The following is a 16,500-nucleotide window of genomic DNA, read 5'->3' as shown; positions in this document are numbered from 1 at the left end:
TAAAGCGCCATGTCATGGTTGCTATGGGCACGTTATAAGAAAGTTGTTTAAGTTTCTTGATTATTAGTAAGGGTTTGCAGCAAGGTAAGAATGTCGCTTTTTAATGTAAGCAATGTCTGTATTTCATTACAAAAAATCTTGTGGAACTTTTGAGTATTATTTTTATCGTTTTCCCTCAATACAAGCTCAAGTTTTTTCGCTGCTGATTTTAATAAAGGTGTTCCACAATATGCTGCCGAACCGTGGATTTTATGGACTGCTTCTGCTGCATCCACTATGTTGTTTTGCCCAATCAGCTCTGAAATGTCTTCGCTTTGTTTGGGGAGTTCAGATAAAAACTTCTCAAGCATAATTAACATAAACGAATGGTCCGCATTCATGCTTTTTTTAGCTAAATGATAATCAAACGGTTGACTGTTAGAGGCTGAGTCGCCATTTGTAGTGGTTGATATAAAAGGCTGCGTATCAAAATCATGTTCGCTAAGTAATTGCTCAATTAAGGCGAAAAAGTGTACTTGATCAATAGGTTTTATTAGGTACCCATCAAATGAACTGATGTGGTGTGCCTTCTCTTCACCTGAGGTAATGTGTGCAGTAATAGCAATGGCGGGTGTTTTATAGTTAGGGTTTTGTGGGTGGTTACGTATTTCAAAAAGTGCCTCATTGCCCATTTTTAAAGGCATTCTTAAATCAAATAGCATCAGGTCATAGGGGTGCTTGAAGGCTAGTTCAATGGCTTGTTGGCCATCGTTAACACAGGTGACATTAGCGTGTTGTTTTTCTAATAAATGACTCAACAATAATCGATTAATTTCGTTGTCGTCTGCAACTAATATATTTAAAGAACTTAGGTCGGGCAGAGGGTGTTCAATCGCTATGGGTTTATTAATAGCTTGGTAGCTATCTTTCACCTGTGTAAAGGGTAGACTGAAGGTGAAATTAGAGCCTTCGCCTAAGGTGCTTTCTACCTTAATGCTGCCGTGAAGTGCATTTAGCAGGCGTTTAGTAATTACTAAGCCAAGACCTGTTCCCTGGTCGCTAGTAGCGCCATCAAGTTGAGAGTATTCTTGAAAAAGCTGTTTGAGGTTATGTCCACTGATGCCGATACCGTGATCAATGATGCTAATATCAATAACATCCTGCTTGTAAGGGTTCATTTTTAAGCGAACGATAACAGATGATTGGTGACTGAACTTGATAGCATTGCTAAGTAGGTTAATAAGTATTTGACCAAACTTGACGTGGTCTTGATTAATAACCACAGGGACATTGGCATCGTGCTGATAATTAATGCTGACGTGATTTTCCTTTGCTTGGGCAGATAAAAGCAAGATGGCATCTTGTATTGCTTTTTTCAGTTCAAAATTTGTTTTATGAATAAGTACTTTGCCAGATTCAAGCTGGGTAAAATCTAATACTTCATTAATAATGGTTTGTAAATTTTTTGATGATAAATGAGACGCATTGACCAATTTCAGTTGCTCATCATCAAGAGGGGTTTGTTGAATGATTTCAAGAAAGCCGATAATGCCATTTAACGGAGTTCGTATTTCATGACTTATATGTGAAATAAACCGTGATTTTGCATCGGCGGATTTGAGGATTTCTTCTTGGGCAGAAAAAAGCTTGTCGTTTTGAGACCTTAACTCTTGCGTCGCTTCAAGGACCCTCTGTTTCAGAATCCGTTGGTGATTATTAATTTGCTGAGCCATTTCATGAACACCGCTCTCGAGTGTGGCAATTTCATCTTTGCTACTGATATTTGGGGTGTTAGGTGGTGGAGTATAGTTGCCTTTAGTAATGTTTTTTACATCACGTGTTAATTTTAGAATGGGGCGACTAATTGTTGCGCTGAAGTATTTTGCAATAAGAGCGATTACCAATAGTAAAAATAAGGTGATGTAGATTGTGTTAGATAAAATATTATATTGCCGTTGTTGAATAGCCTCATATGAAAGCGTGAGTGTGACGTAACCAATGGTTTCATTTTTTTCAACCGGTGGGCCAACTAATAAGCTATCAAATTCATCCGTGTTTTCAATTGATTTAAGTGTGATTGGTTGAACAATTTCTTTTGATGGGTTGGATAGTAATGAGGGTGTTGCAATATCACTGCTTGCATAGGAAAGAGCCGTTCCCGCACTGTCTGTAATTTTAATAGAGAGGATATCTGGCTCATTAACTACTGAACGGACAACTGCATCGAGCGCCGCTAAATTCCCAGAAAAGACACCATTAACACTGGACTTGGCTATTGAAAGACATAAGTTCTCATTCGTTTTATGCAATAAATCGTACATGTCATTTAAACGCGTTGAGGTTAGGTAGGTGGCTAATATAATGGCTACGATGGCTGCTGGCATAACGCCTAGGAGAAGCAGCTTATCTTGTAATTGAAACCTACTTATCAAACTCATAGCTGATTAATTGCGCTTGTAATGCTTTATCGTTAGGGAAATGTAGGTTTAAACTTTTTGCGACATTTCTATTGGAAATAACGCTGAAATATTTAGGGTAAACAATACTGTTTGCCAGAGGCTTCTTTGCGTCCTCTAGGGCGAAGATTGTTTCGGTTAAATGCTTAGCCAACTGCTCGAGGCTACTGACTGTTCCTGCAATAGCCCCGGCTCTTATAAAGCCTTTAGAGAAACCTATGATGGGTGTTCCATAACGGTAACTGGTTAGTAGGATTTGTGAAAGAGACGTGGCGTTATAAATATCGGTATCGGCTATTGCGAGAATGATGTCCGAAGATTGTGAAACACGACCTATTTGGGAATTTACATTTTTTGAATTACTAAGGTGTTCGTTAATGGTTAATTTTTTATCCGCGGCAATTTTCTTTAAGTGTGTTAGCTGATCTTTTGATTGATGAGTGACAATAACACCAATGTTTTTAAATAAAGGGCTAAGACGTTGTATTAAATTTAATTGTCTAGCTGGTGGCTGATCCAAGACAAAGAAAAAGTGATTAGGCCGAAGCTCTCGGCATGACGGTAAGCATGGGATGTTCTTTTTAGCATGTGATAATGTTGTTAAGGCGTGAAATGTTGTGGTTTGTATATTCAATTCCACGAGTTTTTTTATGGCTTTATTATCGAGATTAATCAGGATGTCGGGTGAGTCTTTTATTAGCGTTTCGGTGCTTAATGAGCTGGTCGGTATGTTTCGTAATTGTATGCTGGGGTCTTGAGATAGCTGGTTCGTAATAAGTGTTTTATAGGTGGTTTGATAATGGCTAGCGTTATCAGAAATGATAACCAAATTTTGTGCAAGTAAGGGTATAGGCATCAGCAGTAAAGCCACTGCTAGATAGACACTATAAAATTTTCTGGGCTGATGGGTGTTAATCAGCACGCTATTTTATCCTTTGATGCATTTGGTTATTGGTGACTACGTATTGATGAAGAGGCTGCTTTTTATTGGATGCTAATGATGAGCTAAAACGGATTCCATTAGTTAGCTTTTTCGATAGTTTAAAGTACAGTCGAATATTAGCAATGGTTTGATACGTGGAGTTGCCTTTGGTGAGGAGTCGGTTCCTTTTTAGACGTTCTGCGAATAATTGTTGCTTAACAACATAGGAGAATATGTTATGACTATGACTAAGTTTAATGCCGAAAGTTAGGCAGATAATTTTAGCTATCAAAAAAGCATTAAAAATTATAGTCATCATGCTATTAATAGCTTAGCTAAGGAGCATTGCTGTGTGAGGCTATTCAAAATTAGGTAGAAGAAGAGTAATCGAGGGAACATTGAAAATAGGTATTGATTCTCAACATAAGGCACATAAATAAAGCCGACCAGTAATAAGCTGGTTAGTAAATACCTAGAGTTTTTTGTGCAACATTCCATGTCTTAACTTGTATTACTGTCGTCCTTTTAGTCATACCTATAGGTTAGTTCGACAAATGCTCGGTTATCGAGTTCAAATTCATTCAGGAAGTCTTTGTTTTTATCAAGAGCCAGTTGTAGGTTAAAGCTAAGGTCTATTTCTTGGCGTTGTGATAGGTTAAATGATTTACCTGTATTAATATCTAAGCGCCTTAACGGACCTTGTGGGTTACCCGAGTCTAAATACTCCATGCTACTAGTGTAGTAGAAAGCAATGCTAGCCCATAAATTATTATCAAACGTATGGGAGGCCAAAATATTAAAAACATCTTTTGGTACAGAGCTGCGAATATTTTCAATATCATTGTGAGTGATTCTCCCAACATTGGTATGGTTGTATGCATACCCTAGGTGAACTAAGTTATTTGCATCGGGTCGATAGTTCAGTTCAATTTCATAGCCGTTTATATTTGCATAATGCAGGTTGTCGACTGTTTGAACTTTGGTGCCAAGGTCAGCGGTAGCTATAGGGATGCCAAATAGTGACAGGGTCGCGTCAGTTGCTAGGCCCTTTACGTCAATCAGGTTGTCGTACTCATTTCTAAATAACTTAAGGTCTACGGTGAGTGCATTATTAAAAAACAAACCATGGTAGCCTGCTTCGAGTGAGTCTACTGTTTCAGGGTCAAGCCCAGCTTTGGTTCGTAATAAAGGTTGATTCAATACCAGCCCCGGTATGCTAATAGAGTCTATTGACGCATCGGCATTTAAATTATTTTCAACTAAGACTGGAGCTCTAATGGAATGAGAGGCAGAAAACCTAATACTTTGTGAAGGCGTTAGCAGGTAGTTTACTGCCAACCGTGGTGACAGATCATCACCTGATAATTGAGAATGCTCCCAAAGTGCGCCCATGTTGATAATTAAATTATGTTCGGGGCGCCACTCAACATTACTAAAGATGCGCTGAATAGAATTATCAAGTTTCTGTGTAGAGTTTTGTAAAAGAGGTAAATAGACACGATCGATTCTACTGCCAAGGCCCCAAGAAACGCGAACTTGATCATTAAAATGAAATTGATGCTCAAATTCCATATCATATCGATCAAAGTACTCGGTGAAGTCGAGACGACTAACGGAGCTCCCCATAAAGCCTAAACCTATATTGTTGGCATCAAAGAAAGTTGTAAATTTGTCTTTGTGTAGGTGTCTGGTATAGGAAGCTTGAGTAATAAACAGTTGATCATCAGGTGTTGAATGTTCCCATTTAGCATGAATTGAATGCTGCGAGTCATCAGTGTTTCTAGGTGGGTCAAAAGGATCTAATAAAGTGCCAGGTGTATGTGTTTCCCTTAAGGTATTGATGATACCGAAATTCAATTGCAAGCTATCGAGATGAGTAATTTGGTAATCCAATCGCCCGGTCAGCGAGTCATGACGGCTATCGTCATCATTATTGGCGTAGCCGTTATCATCAATGTGTGAAGCGGAGAGTCTAACGTCGATATCTCCAAAGGAATGGCTACCAGTTAGGAGCGTGCGTTGATAGCCCCTTTCACCGAGCGTGCTTTTAACTTGAAAATCATTTGTTTGCACCGCATGTGATGTGGTGATATTGATGACTGCTTGGAATGCATTCGAACCAAAGGAGGAGCCGTTCGGACCACGGATAACTTCAATTCTTTCAATATCTTCCATCATGATAGGAAGATTTGACCAGTCAACACCACCAAAAAGGGGACTATAAACAGAGCGCCCATCAATTAATACTTGAACGCCTTGGGGGAATTCACCACTAAGCCCCTGATAAGCAACAACAGGTTCATTGCCACGAAAGTGAGCAACATGAAAGCCGGGTACTAATCTAAATAATTCGGGAATGGCTTTTGCCCCCGATAGTTTGATCAGTTGACGGTCAATGATGGTGATCGTTGCCGGTGCTTCGGTTTGTGGTTGTGCTAACCGAGTGGCAGATAAGACAATAGGAATCTCGGTATTAAAAAAAGATAAATCGTTTATCTCATTTGCAACGGCAAAAGGTGTGATGAAGGCAATATAAAAAGCGAATAAGAGATTTTTTCTAGCAAAAAGGGGGCTTTTAACTATCTTCATTAGGCAACTATTTTTTTATGTAATTTTTAAAAAAATTTTAGCATAAGTCGATGGCCTTAAGGACATAACTCAAAATTATTAGCTACGTCGTAAAGGTATGATAGTCTTCTGTGCCAATTTTTGTTTTAAAGAGAGTAAATGACTTACCCAACCATTGAAGATTTTGTTGGAAACACGCCGCTCGTCAGGTTACAGCGGATGGACTCAACAACAAATACTATTTTGTTGAAGCTTGAGGGTAATAACCCAGCAGGCTCTGTTAAAGATAGGCCTGCCATTAACATGATTCAACAAGCGGAGTTACGTGGTGATATTAAGCCTGGAGACCGTTTGATTGAAGCGACTAGCGGAAACACAGGCATCGCTTTGGCAATGGCTGCGGCTATTAAAGGCTACAAAATGACACTCATCATGCCAGATAACATGAGTGCAGAACGGCGTGCATCAATGAAGGCTTACGGGGCCGATATTGTTTTAACACCGGCCGCTGGCAGTATGGAGGCGGCGATCGATCTAGCAAGGCAGATGGAGCAGCAGGGCAAAGGCACGATTTTGGATCAATTTGCTAACCCAGATAACCCTTTATCGCACTATAACGGCACGGGACCTGAAATTTGGCGCGACACGTCAGGAGAGGTAACCCACTTTATTAGTTCAATGGGGACGACCGGAACGATTATGGGTACCTCAATGTACTTAAAAGAAAAAAATAATGATATTCAGGTGATTGGTGTTCAGCCGGAAGGTGATTCTAAAATTCCAGGAATCCGCCGTTGGCCTGAAGAGTATTTGCCAAAAATTTATGATCGTTCACGTGTTGACGACATTCTTGAAGTTAATCAGCAGCAAGCCGAACAGACAATGCGAGCCTTAGCGCAGCGAGAAGGCATTTTTTGTGGTGTCTCGTCTGGTGGGGCCACTCATGTTGCTTTAGAGCTTTCAAAGCGTTTAAGCCATGCAACAATTGTTGTTGTTATTTGTGACAGAGGTGACCGGTATATTTCGACAGGAGTTTTTCCGGATTAAATTTTGTTTAACGTTTAAAATGTAATGCTTATTTAACATAGAAAGATGGTTTTAAAAGCAACATGGCTAGACGTAGAAATAGAAGAAAGAACTTACCGCCTGAAACGGCAACAGCAACAATAGAATCGTTAGCCCACGATGGTCGCGGTGTGGCACATGTAGATGATAAGGCGGTTTTTATCGCAGGTGCGCTACCAGGCGAAGACGTTGTTTTTGAATACAGTAAAAAGAAAAAAGATTTTGCCGAAGGCCGTGTTACTGAGGTGTTAAAAGCATCTGACGACCGTGTTGAGCCGGGCTGCCAGCATTACAGTATTTGTGGTGGCTGTAGTTTTCAGCACCTTGATCCTGAGAAACAAATTCTTGCCAAGCAAGGCATTTTGCTTGATCAGTTTAAAAGCATAGCTAAACTCGAAGATGTTGAGTTATGGCCTGCGTTAACAGGGCCTTTTTGGGGTTATCGTCACCGGGCGCGTTTAGGCGTGAAAGATGTTGTAAAAAAAGGCCGAGTGCTGGTAGGGTTTAGAGAAAAAGCCAGCCCTTTTTTGGCTGAAATTGAAAAATGTGAGGTGTTACATCCCTCAGTTGGGCAACGCCTAATGGATTTGTCATCGTTGATTGGTAACTTATCGATTAAAGATAAAATTCCGCAGATCGAAGTGTCTATTTGCGATAGCCGAACAGCATTAGTTTTTAGAATTCTCGAGTCGTTAAGTGAAGAGGATATAGCGGTATTAAAACGTTTTGAAGTGTCTGCTGATGTAGATATTTATACCCAATCCAAAGGCCCAGATACCATTATCCCATTAAGCGGTGAAAAAGCACCGCTCAGTTACCAATTGCCGAATAATGTAAGTTTGTTCTTTGGCCCTAGCGACTTTGTTCAAGTTAATGTTGATATTAATCGCTCTATGATTAATAGAGCGCTAGAAACACTGGCGTTAAATGAAAATGATAACGTGCTTGATCTATTTTGTGGTTTAGGAAACTTTACGCTACCAATGGCTCGAGTGGCAGGTCATGTAACCGGTGTTGAAGGCAGTGATGAGCTGATTATACGGGCAAAACAAAATGCCGATAAGAATGGCTTGGACAACGTGGATTTTTATACCGCTAATCTAATGGAAGCTGTCGCTGAGGAACCTTGGACGAAGAAAAAATACAATAAAGTATTAATTGACCCACCTCGTTTAGGCGCAAAAGAAATCCTACCTTATTTGCCAAAGTGGGGCGCTGAACAGGTGCTTTATGTGTCTTGTAACCCATCTACGCTTGCACGTGATTCAGCTATTTTAGTGAATGAATTAGGCTATACATTAAAAAAGGCCGGTGTCATGGATATGTTTCCGCATACCTCGCATGTCGAATCGATCGCGTTATTTGAAAAATAAATGAATCGCCCTAAACTGAACATAATAATCAGTATTAGCGATCAGTTATTAGCGTTATATGATAGTGATCGATTGATTAAGTCCTATCCGGTATGCACCGCAAAAAATGGTGCCGGTGAACTGTTTGGCAGTGAGTGTACCCCACGAGGGAAACATATCATTCGCGCAAAAATAGGTGCTGGTCAGTTGTCAGGCAGTGTGTTTGTAGGTCGCCGTTTTACAGGTGAAATTTACCAACATGGCTTTGCAAAAAGCCAGCCGAATAGAGACTGGATATTGACTAGAATTTTGTGGCTGTCTGGTTTAGAAAAAGGCAAAAATCGTTTAGGTCAGGTTGATACGATGCGGCGTTATATTTATATTCATGGTGCACCTGATGAACTGGTGACCTCTACACCCTCGTCACATGGATGTATTCGAATGTTAAATACAGATGTTATTGAGCTTTTTGATCGGGTATCAGTTGGGTCTAGTGTGTTAATTAATGAATAGTTTATTGAGAAACAAACTCAGTAAAAAAGACAGCTTCTACGCCTTCTTTTTTAGCGTATTTTTTTAGTGTGGTGTTTAGAACTTGCACTGCTCGGTTTTGTAATTCTATTTTATCGCTGCCGCTGGAAATATTTTCCACATAATTATTGCTTAGCAATACAATAAGTGCGTGGCGAATAGCAGGGTTATGAGCCTCTATCGACTCTTTTATTTCATCGTTACGTAGTTGTAATTGAATACTGGTGCGCAAATAATGATTGTCGCCCAATAGGTTTACAGTGAACTGAGGTGTCAGCGGTAGATAGATGGCTTCTGCAGAAGTTTCCTCATTGGCAACAGTGAAGGGGGAAATAAACATAAGGCCTAAAAGTAAAGCAACAAAACGCATAACAGCTCCAAATAACGATGTGTTTGATTTAAGAAAATTATATTGATAAGGATAGACTAAAAAAATGAAATCGCCTATGCCCCTTGGGCCTTTAATGATTGATATTGACAGTGTGGAATTATCGGCCGTTGATCGAGAGGTTCTTAAACACCCTCTAGTGGGCGGTGTTATCCTTTTTTCAAGGAATTATGACAGTATTGAACAAGTCTCAGTGCTTTGTGATGAAATTCATCGTTTAAGAGCAGAGCCGTTGTTGCTAGCTGTTGATCACGAAGGTGGGCGAGTGCAGCGCTTTAAAGAGGGGTTTACCCCCATCCCTTGTATGCAAATGTTAGGCGAGTGCTATCAGGAAGATAAGGAAAATGCTCTCAATTATGCGCGGCAAGTGGCTTGGTTAATGGCAATGGAATTGAGGCAGGTGGGTGTTGATTTTAGTTTTGCACCAGTGCTGGATATTGATTACGCTTGCAGCGATGTTATAGGCGATCGTGCGTTTTCGAGTGATAAAAAAATCGTTGCTGAGTTGGCTGAAGCATTCCAGCAAGGGCTGGCTGAGGCAGGCATGGCAAGCATCGGTAAGCATTTTCCTGGGCATGGTGCAGTAGCACCTGATTCTCATGTTGCGATTCCAATTGATGAGCGATCATTAGAAGACATTTTACAAGATGATGTGTACCCCTTTAGGCAGCTCATACAAGCAGGAATGAAAGGGATTATGCCGGCGCATGTGATTTATCAACAGGTTGATGAAATGCCAGCCGGTTTTTCTGAGTTTTGGTTGCAAACTATTTTGCGTCAGCAATTAGGCTTTCAAGGTGCTATATTCAGTGATGACCTGACCATGCAGGGTGCTAGTGTAGTTGGTGATATTGGGCAACGAGCGCAGCAGGCGTTAAAGGCGGGTGGCGATATGGCACTTATCTGTAATGATCGAACCGCAGCCGAACAGGTTATTGATCACTTAAATGGTGTTGAAATAAACACTAACTCTATCGAAAGGTTAAAAAAAATGCGACCGACAACAAGGCTTCCTGAAGGCCATCTTCAAGGTTCTTTAAAGTGGCAACAATGCCGAAAGATCATTGATGGGTTTAACTAAGCTGATGATGCCTTTAACAGAAATAGAGTGGGTAAAGAAAAACAGTACCTGTTTGTTGGATGGCGCAGCTGTAGAGCAGATGTACAATGCACTGGCCGTTGAAATTACTGAAGAATGTGGGGATAAGAATCCACTTATTCTTTGCGTTATGACCGGTGCAATTGTAGCCGTTGGTAGCTTAATACCTAAATTGGATTTCGCATTAGAAGTTGATTATATCCATGTGACACGTTACCACCGTGATCTGGTTGGGGGGCAACTTGAGTGGAAACAACTTCCCGCCACGCCGATACAAGGTCGAACAGTTATTATTGTTGATGATGTGTTGGATGAAGGTATCACAATGGCGCATATAAAAGCGTATTGCGAGGAACAAGGTGCTGTCTCTTGTTATACAGCTGTTTTAGTGGATAAAGATTTAAACAAGCAAAAGCCCTTGCGGGCTGATTTTGTTGGCTACCACAGTGGTAAGCAATATTTGTTTGGTTTAGGCATGGATTACAAAGGCTACCTAAGAAACATAAATGGTTTATATGCCTGCCCAGAAAATATTGAGGAACTAGTATGTCAAAGCTAGCGATTATTGGCGGCACTGGTTTAAGCAAACTTGTTAATTTGGAGCGTGTCCGTAAACGAGTGGTTAAAACCCCCTATGGTGAACCTTCATCACCGATCACTTTTGGTGAATTAAATGGCGTTGATATTGTGTTTATGGCACGTCATGGGTATGGTCATAATATTCCACCACACAGAATTAATTACCGGGCAAATATGTGGGCCTTGAAGGAAGTGGGTGTAACGGATGTTGTTGCAATCGCTGCTGTTGGCGGTATTAATCGATCAATGCCACCTGCGAGTCTTGTTCTGCCAGATCAGTTAATTGACTATACATGGGGGCGAGCCTCAACGTACTTTGAGGATGATCTAGAGCACGTTACTCACATAGATTTTACAACCCCGTATTCGGTGGAGCTGAGAAAAAAAATAAAGCGCGCAATGTATAAAGCGGAAATCGCTGTTTTCGACAAAGCTGTTTACGCTTGTATGCAAGGCCCAAGGTTAGAAACGGCAGCCGAAATAATAAAATTAGAGCGCGATGGTTGTGATTTAGTTGGTATGACAGGCATGCCTGAAGCAGCGTTAGCTAGAGAGTTGGCACTAAATTATGCCTGCTGTGCTTTGGTGGTTAATTGGGCGGCAGGTTTAGAAGGTGGTGAAATTAGTATGCGAGACATAGAAGGCCATGCAGAAGCGGGCATGATCAAAGTGGAGCATTTATTGAAAGTGCTGGTATATGAAATGAAAGTGGATGAATAACGTATAATTCTGTTGGTCTTAACGAAAAATCATAATCATGGATATAAAAAAGTTTTATAAAATAGACGATCAAAAAGTTAGTTTTACAAGGCAGCAAGCCAGCCTTTTTGCTAAATCAGTAGCTGGTGACTTTAACCCATTGCATGATGTTGAGACAAAACGATTTTGTGTACCAGGGGATTTATTATTTGCGGTAGCGTTAACGGAATTAGGTGTTAGCCAATCAATGCGTTTTAGCTTTGAAAGCATGGTGACTGAGCAAACGGTTGTTACTTTGCCTGAGAAGCTGAGTGAGCAGTTTATTTTGTCTGATCAAAATAATAAGTCGATGATGACGGTTCAGTGTTCTGGGGAACAGAGCAACAACGATAAGTTTATTTCGAGTTTGATTGAGAAATATGTTCAATTCTCAGGTCGAACATTTCCGGAAATACTCATCGATTTAATGCAAAAGAAAGGGGTGATGATTAACCCTGCTCGGCCATTAATTATTTATAAAGATATGGTCATTGAAATTCATTCGTTTCTAGAAGGCTCATTGGATCTCGAGTTTTCTGGTGCGTCGATGCGTGTTGATGGTAAAAAAGGCAGTGTGAAGCTTGAATTTAATTTGTTTGTGGATGGTCAAGCCATAGGGCATGGTACAAAAGATATGGTGGTCAGCGGTTTGAGGCCTTTTGAACAATCGGCGATTGACAGCATTGTAGATGAATATAATGCGGTTAAATTAGCCTATGTGAGCTAGCTGTATCAGTTAACTTTTGTTGAAATGGGTTAATTAGGCGAGTCAATTTTTTTCACAATAGCCAAAACACCAAAACGCGGATGATCAAAATAGTGTGACTCATCCGTTTTTATTCGCCGAGTTTCTGTTAATCGGTATAAGGTAACAGGTTCATGAAAGCGTTGTGAAAGATTGGTTTGAGTTATCGCTAACGAGTTCATCTCACTCAACTGCAAATCAATGTCTAGGTGTAAAAACCGTCCACGGTGAAAAGTAAGTGTCCCCTCAAGTTGTAAAGGCCCAGTTTGGTGGCTAATTTGTACAGGCTTCCGCTCGCCTTTTTGTTGAAGTGGTTGAACCCACCCCGCATGAGCGATGGGTGTATATGAGGATAGCTTTTCTAACCGATTATAAACGCCGTAAAGTTGTTGTTGGTTGGGTGCTAAAGGCTTAAAGGCTGTATTGCTAGATACATTGCTCAGCCTGATGGCATTGTCAGGTATTTTGAAGGCTGCGCTTGTCCAAGGCTCTAACGTTTGGTTACTCAATGATTTGTTTTCGAAAATGAGGTACTCAATACTGTACCAAGTGCTTGACTGAGATGAGCTTTCATTGTCGGCAAACGCCTGAATGTTGTATGAAAGCACAATAAGAATTAAAGCATATGAAAATAATCGTGTTGCTGTCATGTTTATTACTTGCTCAATGCGATAGAGTTAATGAGGTCGAGTATAAACTCAACTTTCTCTTCAGTGGTATTAAGTTTTTTACTAAAACGTAATTTTTGAGGTCCATCCAATTTAAAAATTTGTGGTTGTGTTTGGATCAATTCAATTATTTTTGCAGGGTCTATCGATGGGGCATTTGAAAATATTAATCGCCCATTGGATTTGGCAAAATCAATTTTATCAATACCAATACGTTTAGCCTGTTGTTTTATCTCGCTGATACCAAAGAGGCATTTTGTGCTGTCTGGTAGAAGGCCAAAACGATCTATCATCTCGACTTGTAAGTCCCTTAGTTCTTCTGCATCATCTGCACTAGCAATTCGTTTGTACAACACAAGACGTGTGTGAACGTCCGGTAAATAATCATCGGGGATTAATGCGCTGGCAGACAGGTCTATTTCTGGTCCTGTTTCGATACGTTCTTCAAGTTCTGGTTGCTTACCTGATTTTATTGCGGCTACTGCGTTATCCAGTAACTCGGTATATAAGGTAAAGCCAATTTCTTGGATTTCCCCACTTTGGTTGTCGCCCAGTAACTCACCCGCACCACGAATCTCCATATCGTGCGTTGATAAGGTAAAGCCAGCACCTAGGTCGGCACTGCTTTGGATTGCATCAATACGTTTTTTTGCATCTTTAGTCATAACACCTTCGGGCGGTACGATCATGTATGCGTATGCACGATGATGAGAGCGGCCAACCCGACCTCTTAATTGATGCAATTGAGATAAACCGAGTTTATCGGCGCGGTTAATAATAATGGTATTGGCATTGGGTAAATCAATACCATTTTCGATAATCGTCGTAGACACCAGTACGTTAAATCGGGCGTGATAAAAGTCGAGCATGATATGCTCTAATTCGCTTTCACGCATTTGCCCGTGTGCTTTTCGAATATTGGCGTCGGGTACTAGTTCTTCAATGTCACGAATAACCCTATCCATTGTAGCAATGTCGTTATGGAGAACGAACAGTTGACCGCCGCGTCTTATCTCACGTTGGCAGGCCTCTTGAATCAGTCCACTATTCCATTCAGATACAAAGGTTTCGATAGCATGTCTATTCGGTGGTGGTGTTGCAATGATGGAAATATCGCGTAATCCAGACATGGCTTGATTAAGTGTTCTGGGTATTGGGGTAGCGGTGAGTGTAAGCATGTCCACTTCAGAGCGCATGGATTTTAAATATTCTTTATGGCGCACGCCAAAGCGTTGTTCTTCATCAATAATCACTAAACCAAGGTTTTTGTAGGTTAATGATTTTTGTAATAATTTATGGGTACCAATAAGAATATCAACTTTCCCTTCGGCGGTATCAGCAATAATTTGATTTTGCTTTTTGCTGCTGACAAACCGTGAAAGTACTTCAATGCGAATGGGCCAATCGGCAAAACGGTCGGAAAAATTCTGATAATGCTGTTGAGCAAGTAAGGTGGTTGGCACTAAAACGGCAGTTTGGTAGTGATTATTGGCACAGGTGAAGGCCGCGCGCATAGCCACTTCTGTTTTACCAAACCCCACATCACCACAAACAACACGGTCCATTGGTTTAGCCAGGCTCATGTCATGTAGTGTTTGTTCAATAGCGGTTGCTTGATCTTCGGTTTCTTCGAACGGAAATGCACGGGCAAAGTTATCGTACTCGGTTGATTCAGTAACCATTGGGCGGCCAGGTTTGGCGGCGCGTCGAGCATGGATGTCTAATAATTCTGCGGCGACATCGCGTGCACGTTTCAGTGCTTTTTTGCGTGCTTTTTCCCACTGATCACTACCCAATCGGTGTAATGGGGCGCTATCCCCTTGGGTGCCCATGTATCGACCAATTAAATTAAGCGATGAAACAGGCACATAGAGTTTATCGCTATTGGCATATTCTAAGGTTAAAAATTCGGTTTCAATCTCGTCTACAACTAAGTGCTTCAAGCCGATGTATCGACCAACACCATGTTCTTGGTGAACAACAGGGGAGCCGATTTCAAGGTCGGCTAAGCTGTTAAATACATTTTCAAGTCGTTGGTTAGAGGAGGACCGTCTGCGTCTACGTTGTTGAACACGTGTGCCTAATAGGTTGTTTTCCGTAATGATGCTGACGGTAGAGGAGCTAAGGCCTTCATCTATCGGTGCAACGACAATGCAGGGGGATACATCGTTTTGAACAAACGTCGCCCAATCTTCAACGAGGGTAGGGCGTACATTTAGTTTTTGTAGTTGCTGACGCATTGATTCACGATGCCCCGCAGATTCCGCAACAAACAAAGTTTTATGTTTTTGTTTGTTTAATAAGTCTAATAAAGGGTGTGCCTGGTCATTTTTATCGGTATTGATTAAGGCTGTTTTTTCTGTTTCATGGATGTCACTTTGTAATGAAGCAGAGGGGTAGTTGGCCATTCTTTGTTGCAGGCTCTCTAAGTCGTGAAACAGTAATTCTGGGCGTAATGCCGGGCGATCAATATCACGTTGCCTGTGTTGAAATCGCTCAATGACCTGTGTGGCAAATGTTTCTCCAGCAGCTAAGATATCACCGTGCAATATGAGAGTGGCCTTCGGGATGTAATCAAAAAATGATTCGGTATGTTCTACAAATAAGGGCAAATAGTTTTCTATACCATTAGGGATATTACCTTTAGAGACTTGTTGATATAAGGTGTTCTTATCAGATACATTTGGGAACTGGTCTCTAAATTGTTGGCGGAAAAGTTGAATGCTTTTGTCATTAATAGGGAACTCTCTTGCGGGAAATAGTTGAATGGAGTCAACTTTATCAATGGAGCGTTGGGTTTCGGTGTCAAACGTACGGATGGACTCTACTTCATCATCAAACAAATCAATTCTATAGGGCTTTTTGCTGCCCATTGGGAACATGTCTAAAATAGCCCCTCGAACGGAGTATTCACCATATTCATGAACAGAGTGCACATTCTGGTAGCCTAATTTATCTAGATTTAGGCAGGTTTTTTCAATATTGAATTGTTGACCTGTTGAGAGTGAAAAGCACTCATTTAAAAGTTGATCACGTGGCGCTAACCGTTGTAGTAAGCAAGCGGTGGTGACAATGAGTATGCCTTTATTTAGGCTTTGCAGTTTGTATAAAGTCGCTAGCCTTTCAGAAATAATTTCGCCTAGAGGAGAAAAGCTATCATAAGGTAAGACTTCCCAGTCTGGAAAATAAATAACCGGCAAAGGCGTGGTTAGAAAAAAAGGAACTTCTCGTTCTAATCTCAGTGCCGATTGGGTATCTGAACAAATAACCACCAGTAATTGCTCCGACTCCATTCCTGCGTTTGCGATGGTTAAGGCATCAGAGCATCCTTCGAATTTTCCCCAAGAAATGGATTGTGTGGATTTTGTAGGTAGGTTTGGCATAGCTGAGTAGACGTAAAAAATGGAAAA

General features: G+C 40.9%; 13 protein-coding genes. 7 read left to right on the top strand and 6 right to left on the bottom strand.

The features are described 5' to 3' along the window. Positions 1-47: 47 nt before the first annotated feature. The 3 genes from CPC19_RS08505 to CPC19_RS08490 form a co-directional block, all read right to left on the bottom strand. Positions 48-2,417, bottom strand: coding sequence for an ATP-binding protein (locus CPC19_RS08505; protein ID WP_016389558.1), 2,370 nt, complete (start codon positions 2,415-2,417; stop codon positions 48-50). Next, positions 2,401-3,291: an ABC transporter substrate-binding protein gene (locus CPC19_RS08500; RefSeq protein WP_236610503.1), complete on the bottom strand. Its 891-nt coding sequence runs from the start codon at positions 3,289-3,291 to the stop codon at positions 2,401-2,403. Before CPC19_RS08500 ends, CPC19_RS08505 begins: the two co-directional genes overlap by 17 nt. Before the next feature lie 591 nt (positions 3,292-3,882). Then, a complete protein-coding gene (locus tag CPC19_RS08490) occupies positions 3,883-5,946 on the bottom strand; it encodes a TonB-dependent siderophore receptor (RefSeq protein WP_016389553.1) in 2,064 nt (687 codons plus the stop codon). 138 nt (positions 5,947-6,084) lie between these two features. Here CPC19_RS08490 and cysM point away from each other — a divergent pair, with 138 nt between their 5' ends. From cysM to CPC19_RS08475, 3 genes are all read left to right on the top strand, one after another. Then, entirely contained in the window at positions 6,085-6,972 is an 888-nt protein-coding gene (cysM, locus tag CPC19_RS08485) for a cysteine synthase CysM (protein ID WP_015005638.1), read from the top strand. 62 nt (positions 6,973-7,034) lie between these two features. After that, on the top strand, positions 7,035-8,363 hold the full coding sequence (gene rlmD, locus CPC19_RS08480; protein WP_015005639.1) for a 23S rRNA (uracil(1939)-C(5))-methyltransferase RlmD: 1,329 nt from the start codon (positions 7,035-7,037) through the stop codon (positions 8,361-8,363). Beyond that, positions 8,364-8,855, top strand: a complete 492-nt coding sequence (locus CPC19_RS08475) for a L,D-transpeptidase (RefSeq protein ID WP_016389551.1) — start codon at positions 8,364-8,366, stop codon at positions 8,853-8,855. Between the two features lies 1 nt (position 8,856). Here CPC19_RS08475 and fliL read toward each other — a convergent pair whose 3' ends face one another. Next, complete coding sequence (fliL, locus tag CPC19_RS08470; RefSeq protein WP_016389549.1) at positions 8,857-9,243, bottom strand: flagellar basal body-associated protein FliL; 387 nt, start codon at positions 9,241-9,243, stop codon at positions 8,857-8,859. Between the two features lie 64 nt (positions 9,244-9,307). Between fliL and nagZ the strand changes: the two genes are divergently transcribed. Genes nagZ through CPC19_RS08450 form a run of 4 tightly spaced genes read left to right on the top strand, consistent with a single transcriptional unit; the run spans position 9,308 to position 12,404 of the window. Next, a complete protein-coding gene (gene nagZ / locus CPC19_RS08465; protein WP_016389548.1) occupies positions 9,308-10,342 on the top strand; it encodes a beta-N-acetylhexosaminidase in 1,035 nt (344 codons plus the stop codon). Further along, on the top strand, positions 10,329-10,919 hold the full coding sequence (locus CPC19_RS08460; RefSeq protein WP_015005643.1) for a hypoxanthine-guanine phosphoribosyltransferase: 591 nt from the start codon (positions 10,329-10,331) through the stop codon (positions 10,917-10,919). Before nagZ ends, CPC19_RS08460 begins: the two co-directional genes overlap by 14 nt. After that, positions 10,907-11,659: an S-methyl-5'-thioinosine phosphorylase gene (locus CPC19_RS08455; RefSeq protein WP_015005644.1), complete on the top strand. Its 753-nt coding sequence runs from the start codon at positions 10,907-10,909 to the stop codon at positions 11,657-11,659. The genes CPC19_RS08460 and CPC19_RS08455 overlap by 13 nt, the downstream gene beginning before the upstream one ends. 37 nt (positions 11,660-11,696) lie before the next feature. Further along, positions 11,697-12,404 (top strand): DUF3581 family protein, encoded by a 708-nt coding sequence (locus CPC19_RS08450; RefSeq protein WP_015005645.1) that lies wholly within the window; start codon positions 11,697-11,699, stop codon positions 12,402-12,404. A gap of 29 nt (positions 12,405-12,433) precedes the next feature. Here CPC19_RS08450 and CPC19_RS08445 read toward each other — a convergent pair whose 3' ends face one another. Together CPC19_RS08445 and mfd are read right to left on the bottom strand one after the other, a co-directional pair. Beyond that, positions 12,434-13,072, bottom strand: a complete 639-nt coding sequence (locus tag CPC19_RS08445) for a CsiV family protein (RefSeq protein WP_015005646.1) — start codon at positions 13,070-13,072, stop codon at positions 12,434-12,436. A 5-nt stretch (positions 13,073-13,077) separates the two neighbouring features. Continuing rightward, positions 13,078-16,473, bottom strand: a complete 3,396-nt coding sequence (gene mfd / locus CPC19_RS08440) for a transcription-repair coupling factor (protein WP_084709545.1) — start codon at positions 16,471-16,473, stop codon at positions 13,078-13,080. Between the last annotated feature and the right edge of the window lie 27 nt (positions 16,474-16,500).

The sequence above is a fragment of the Cycloclasticus sp. PY97N genome (assembly GCF_002443175.1).
GTDB classification, from domain to species: domain Bacteria; phylum Pseudomonadota; class Gammaproteobacteria; order Methylococcales; family Cycloclasticaceae; genus Cycloclasticus; species Cycloclasticus pugetii.
The sequence above is the reverse complement of the archived record's forward strand: the minus strand, read 5'-3'. Positions and strand labels throughout refer to the sequence as shown.

Bases quoted from the DNA above. Each gene is read 5' to 3' on its own strand.
- rlmD (WP_015005639.1), top strand. From the start codon at position 7,035: ATGGCTAGACGTAGAAATAGAAGAAAGAACTTACCGCCTGAAACGGCA.
- fliL (WP_016389549.1), bottom strand. From the start codon at position 9,243: ATGCGTTTTGTTGCTTTACTTTTAGGCCTTATGTTTATTTCCCCCTTC.
- CPC19_RS08475 (WP_016389551.1), top strand. From the start codon at position 8,364: ATGAATCGCCCTAAACTGAACATAATAATCAGTATTAGCGATCAGTTA.
- CPC19_RS08450 (WP_015005645.1), top strand. From the start codon at position 11,697: ATGGATATAAAAAAGTTTTATAAAATAGACGATCAAAAAGTTAGTTTT.
- cysM (WP_015005638.1), top strand. From the start codon at position 6,085: ATGACTTACCCAACCATTGAAGATTTTGTTGGAAACACGCCGCTCGTC.
- CPC19_RS08505 (WP_016389558.1), bottom strand. From the start codon at position 2,417: ATGAGTTTGATAAGTAGGTTTCAATTACAAGATAAGCTGCTTCTCCTA.
- nagZ (WP_016389548.1), top strand. From the start codon at position 9,308: ATGAAATCGCCTATGCCCCTTGGGCCTTTAATGATTGATATTGACAGT.
- CPC19_RS08455 (WP_015005644.1), top strand. From the start codon at position 10,907: ATGTCAAAGCTAGCGATTATTGGCGGCACTGGTTTAAGCAAACTTGTT.
- CPC19_RS08445 (WP_015005646.1), bottom strand. From the start codon at position 13,072: ATGACAGCAACACGATTATTTTCATATGCTTTAATTCTTATTGTGCTT.
- CPC19_RS08490 (WP_016389553.1), bottom strand. From the start codon at position 5,946: ATGAAGATAGTTAAAAGCCCCCTTTTTGCTAGAAAAAATCTCTTATTC.
- CPC19_RS08500 (WP_236610503.1), bottom strand. From the start codon at position 3,291: ATGCCTATACCCTTACTTGCACAAAATTTGGTTATCATTTCTGATAAC.
- CPC19_RS08460 (WP_015005643.1), top strand. From the start codon at position 10,329: ATGGGTTTAACTAAGCTGATGATGCCTTTAACAGAAATAGAGTGGGTA.
- mfd (WP_084709545.1), bottom strand. From the start codon at position 16,473: ATGCCAAACCTACCTACAAAATCCACACAATCCATTTCTTGGGGAAAA.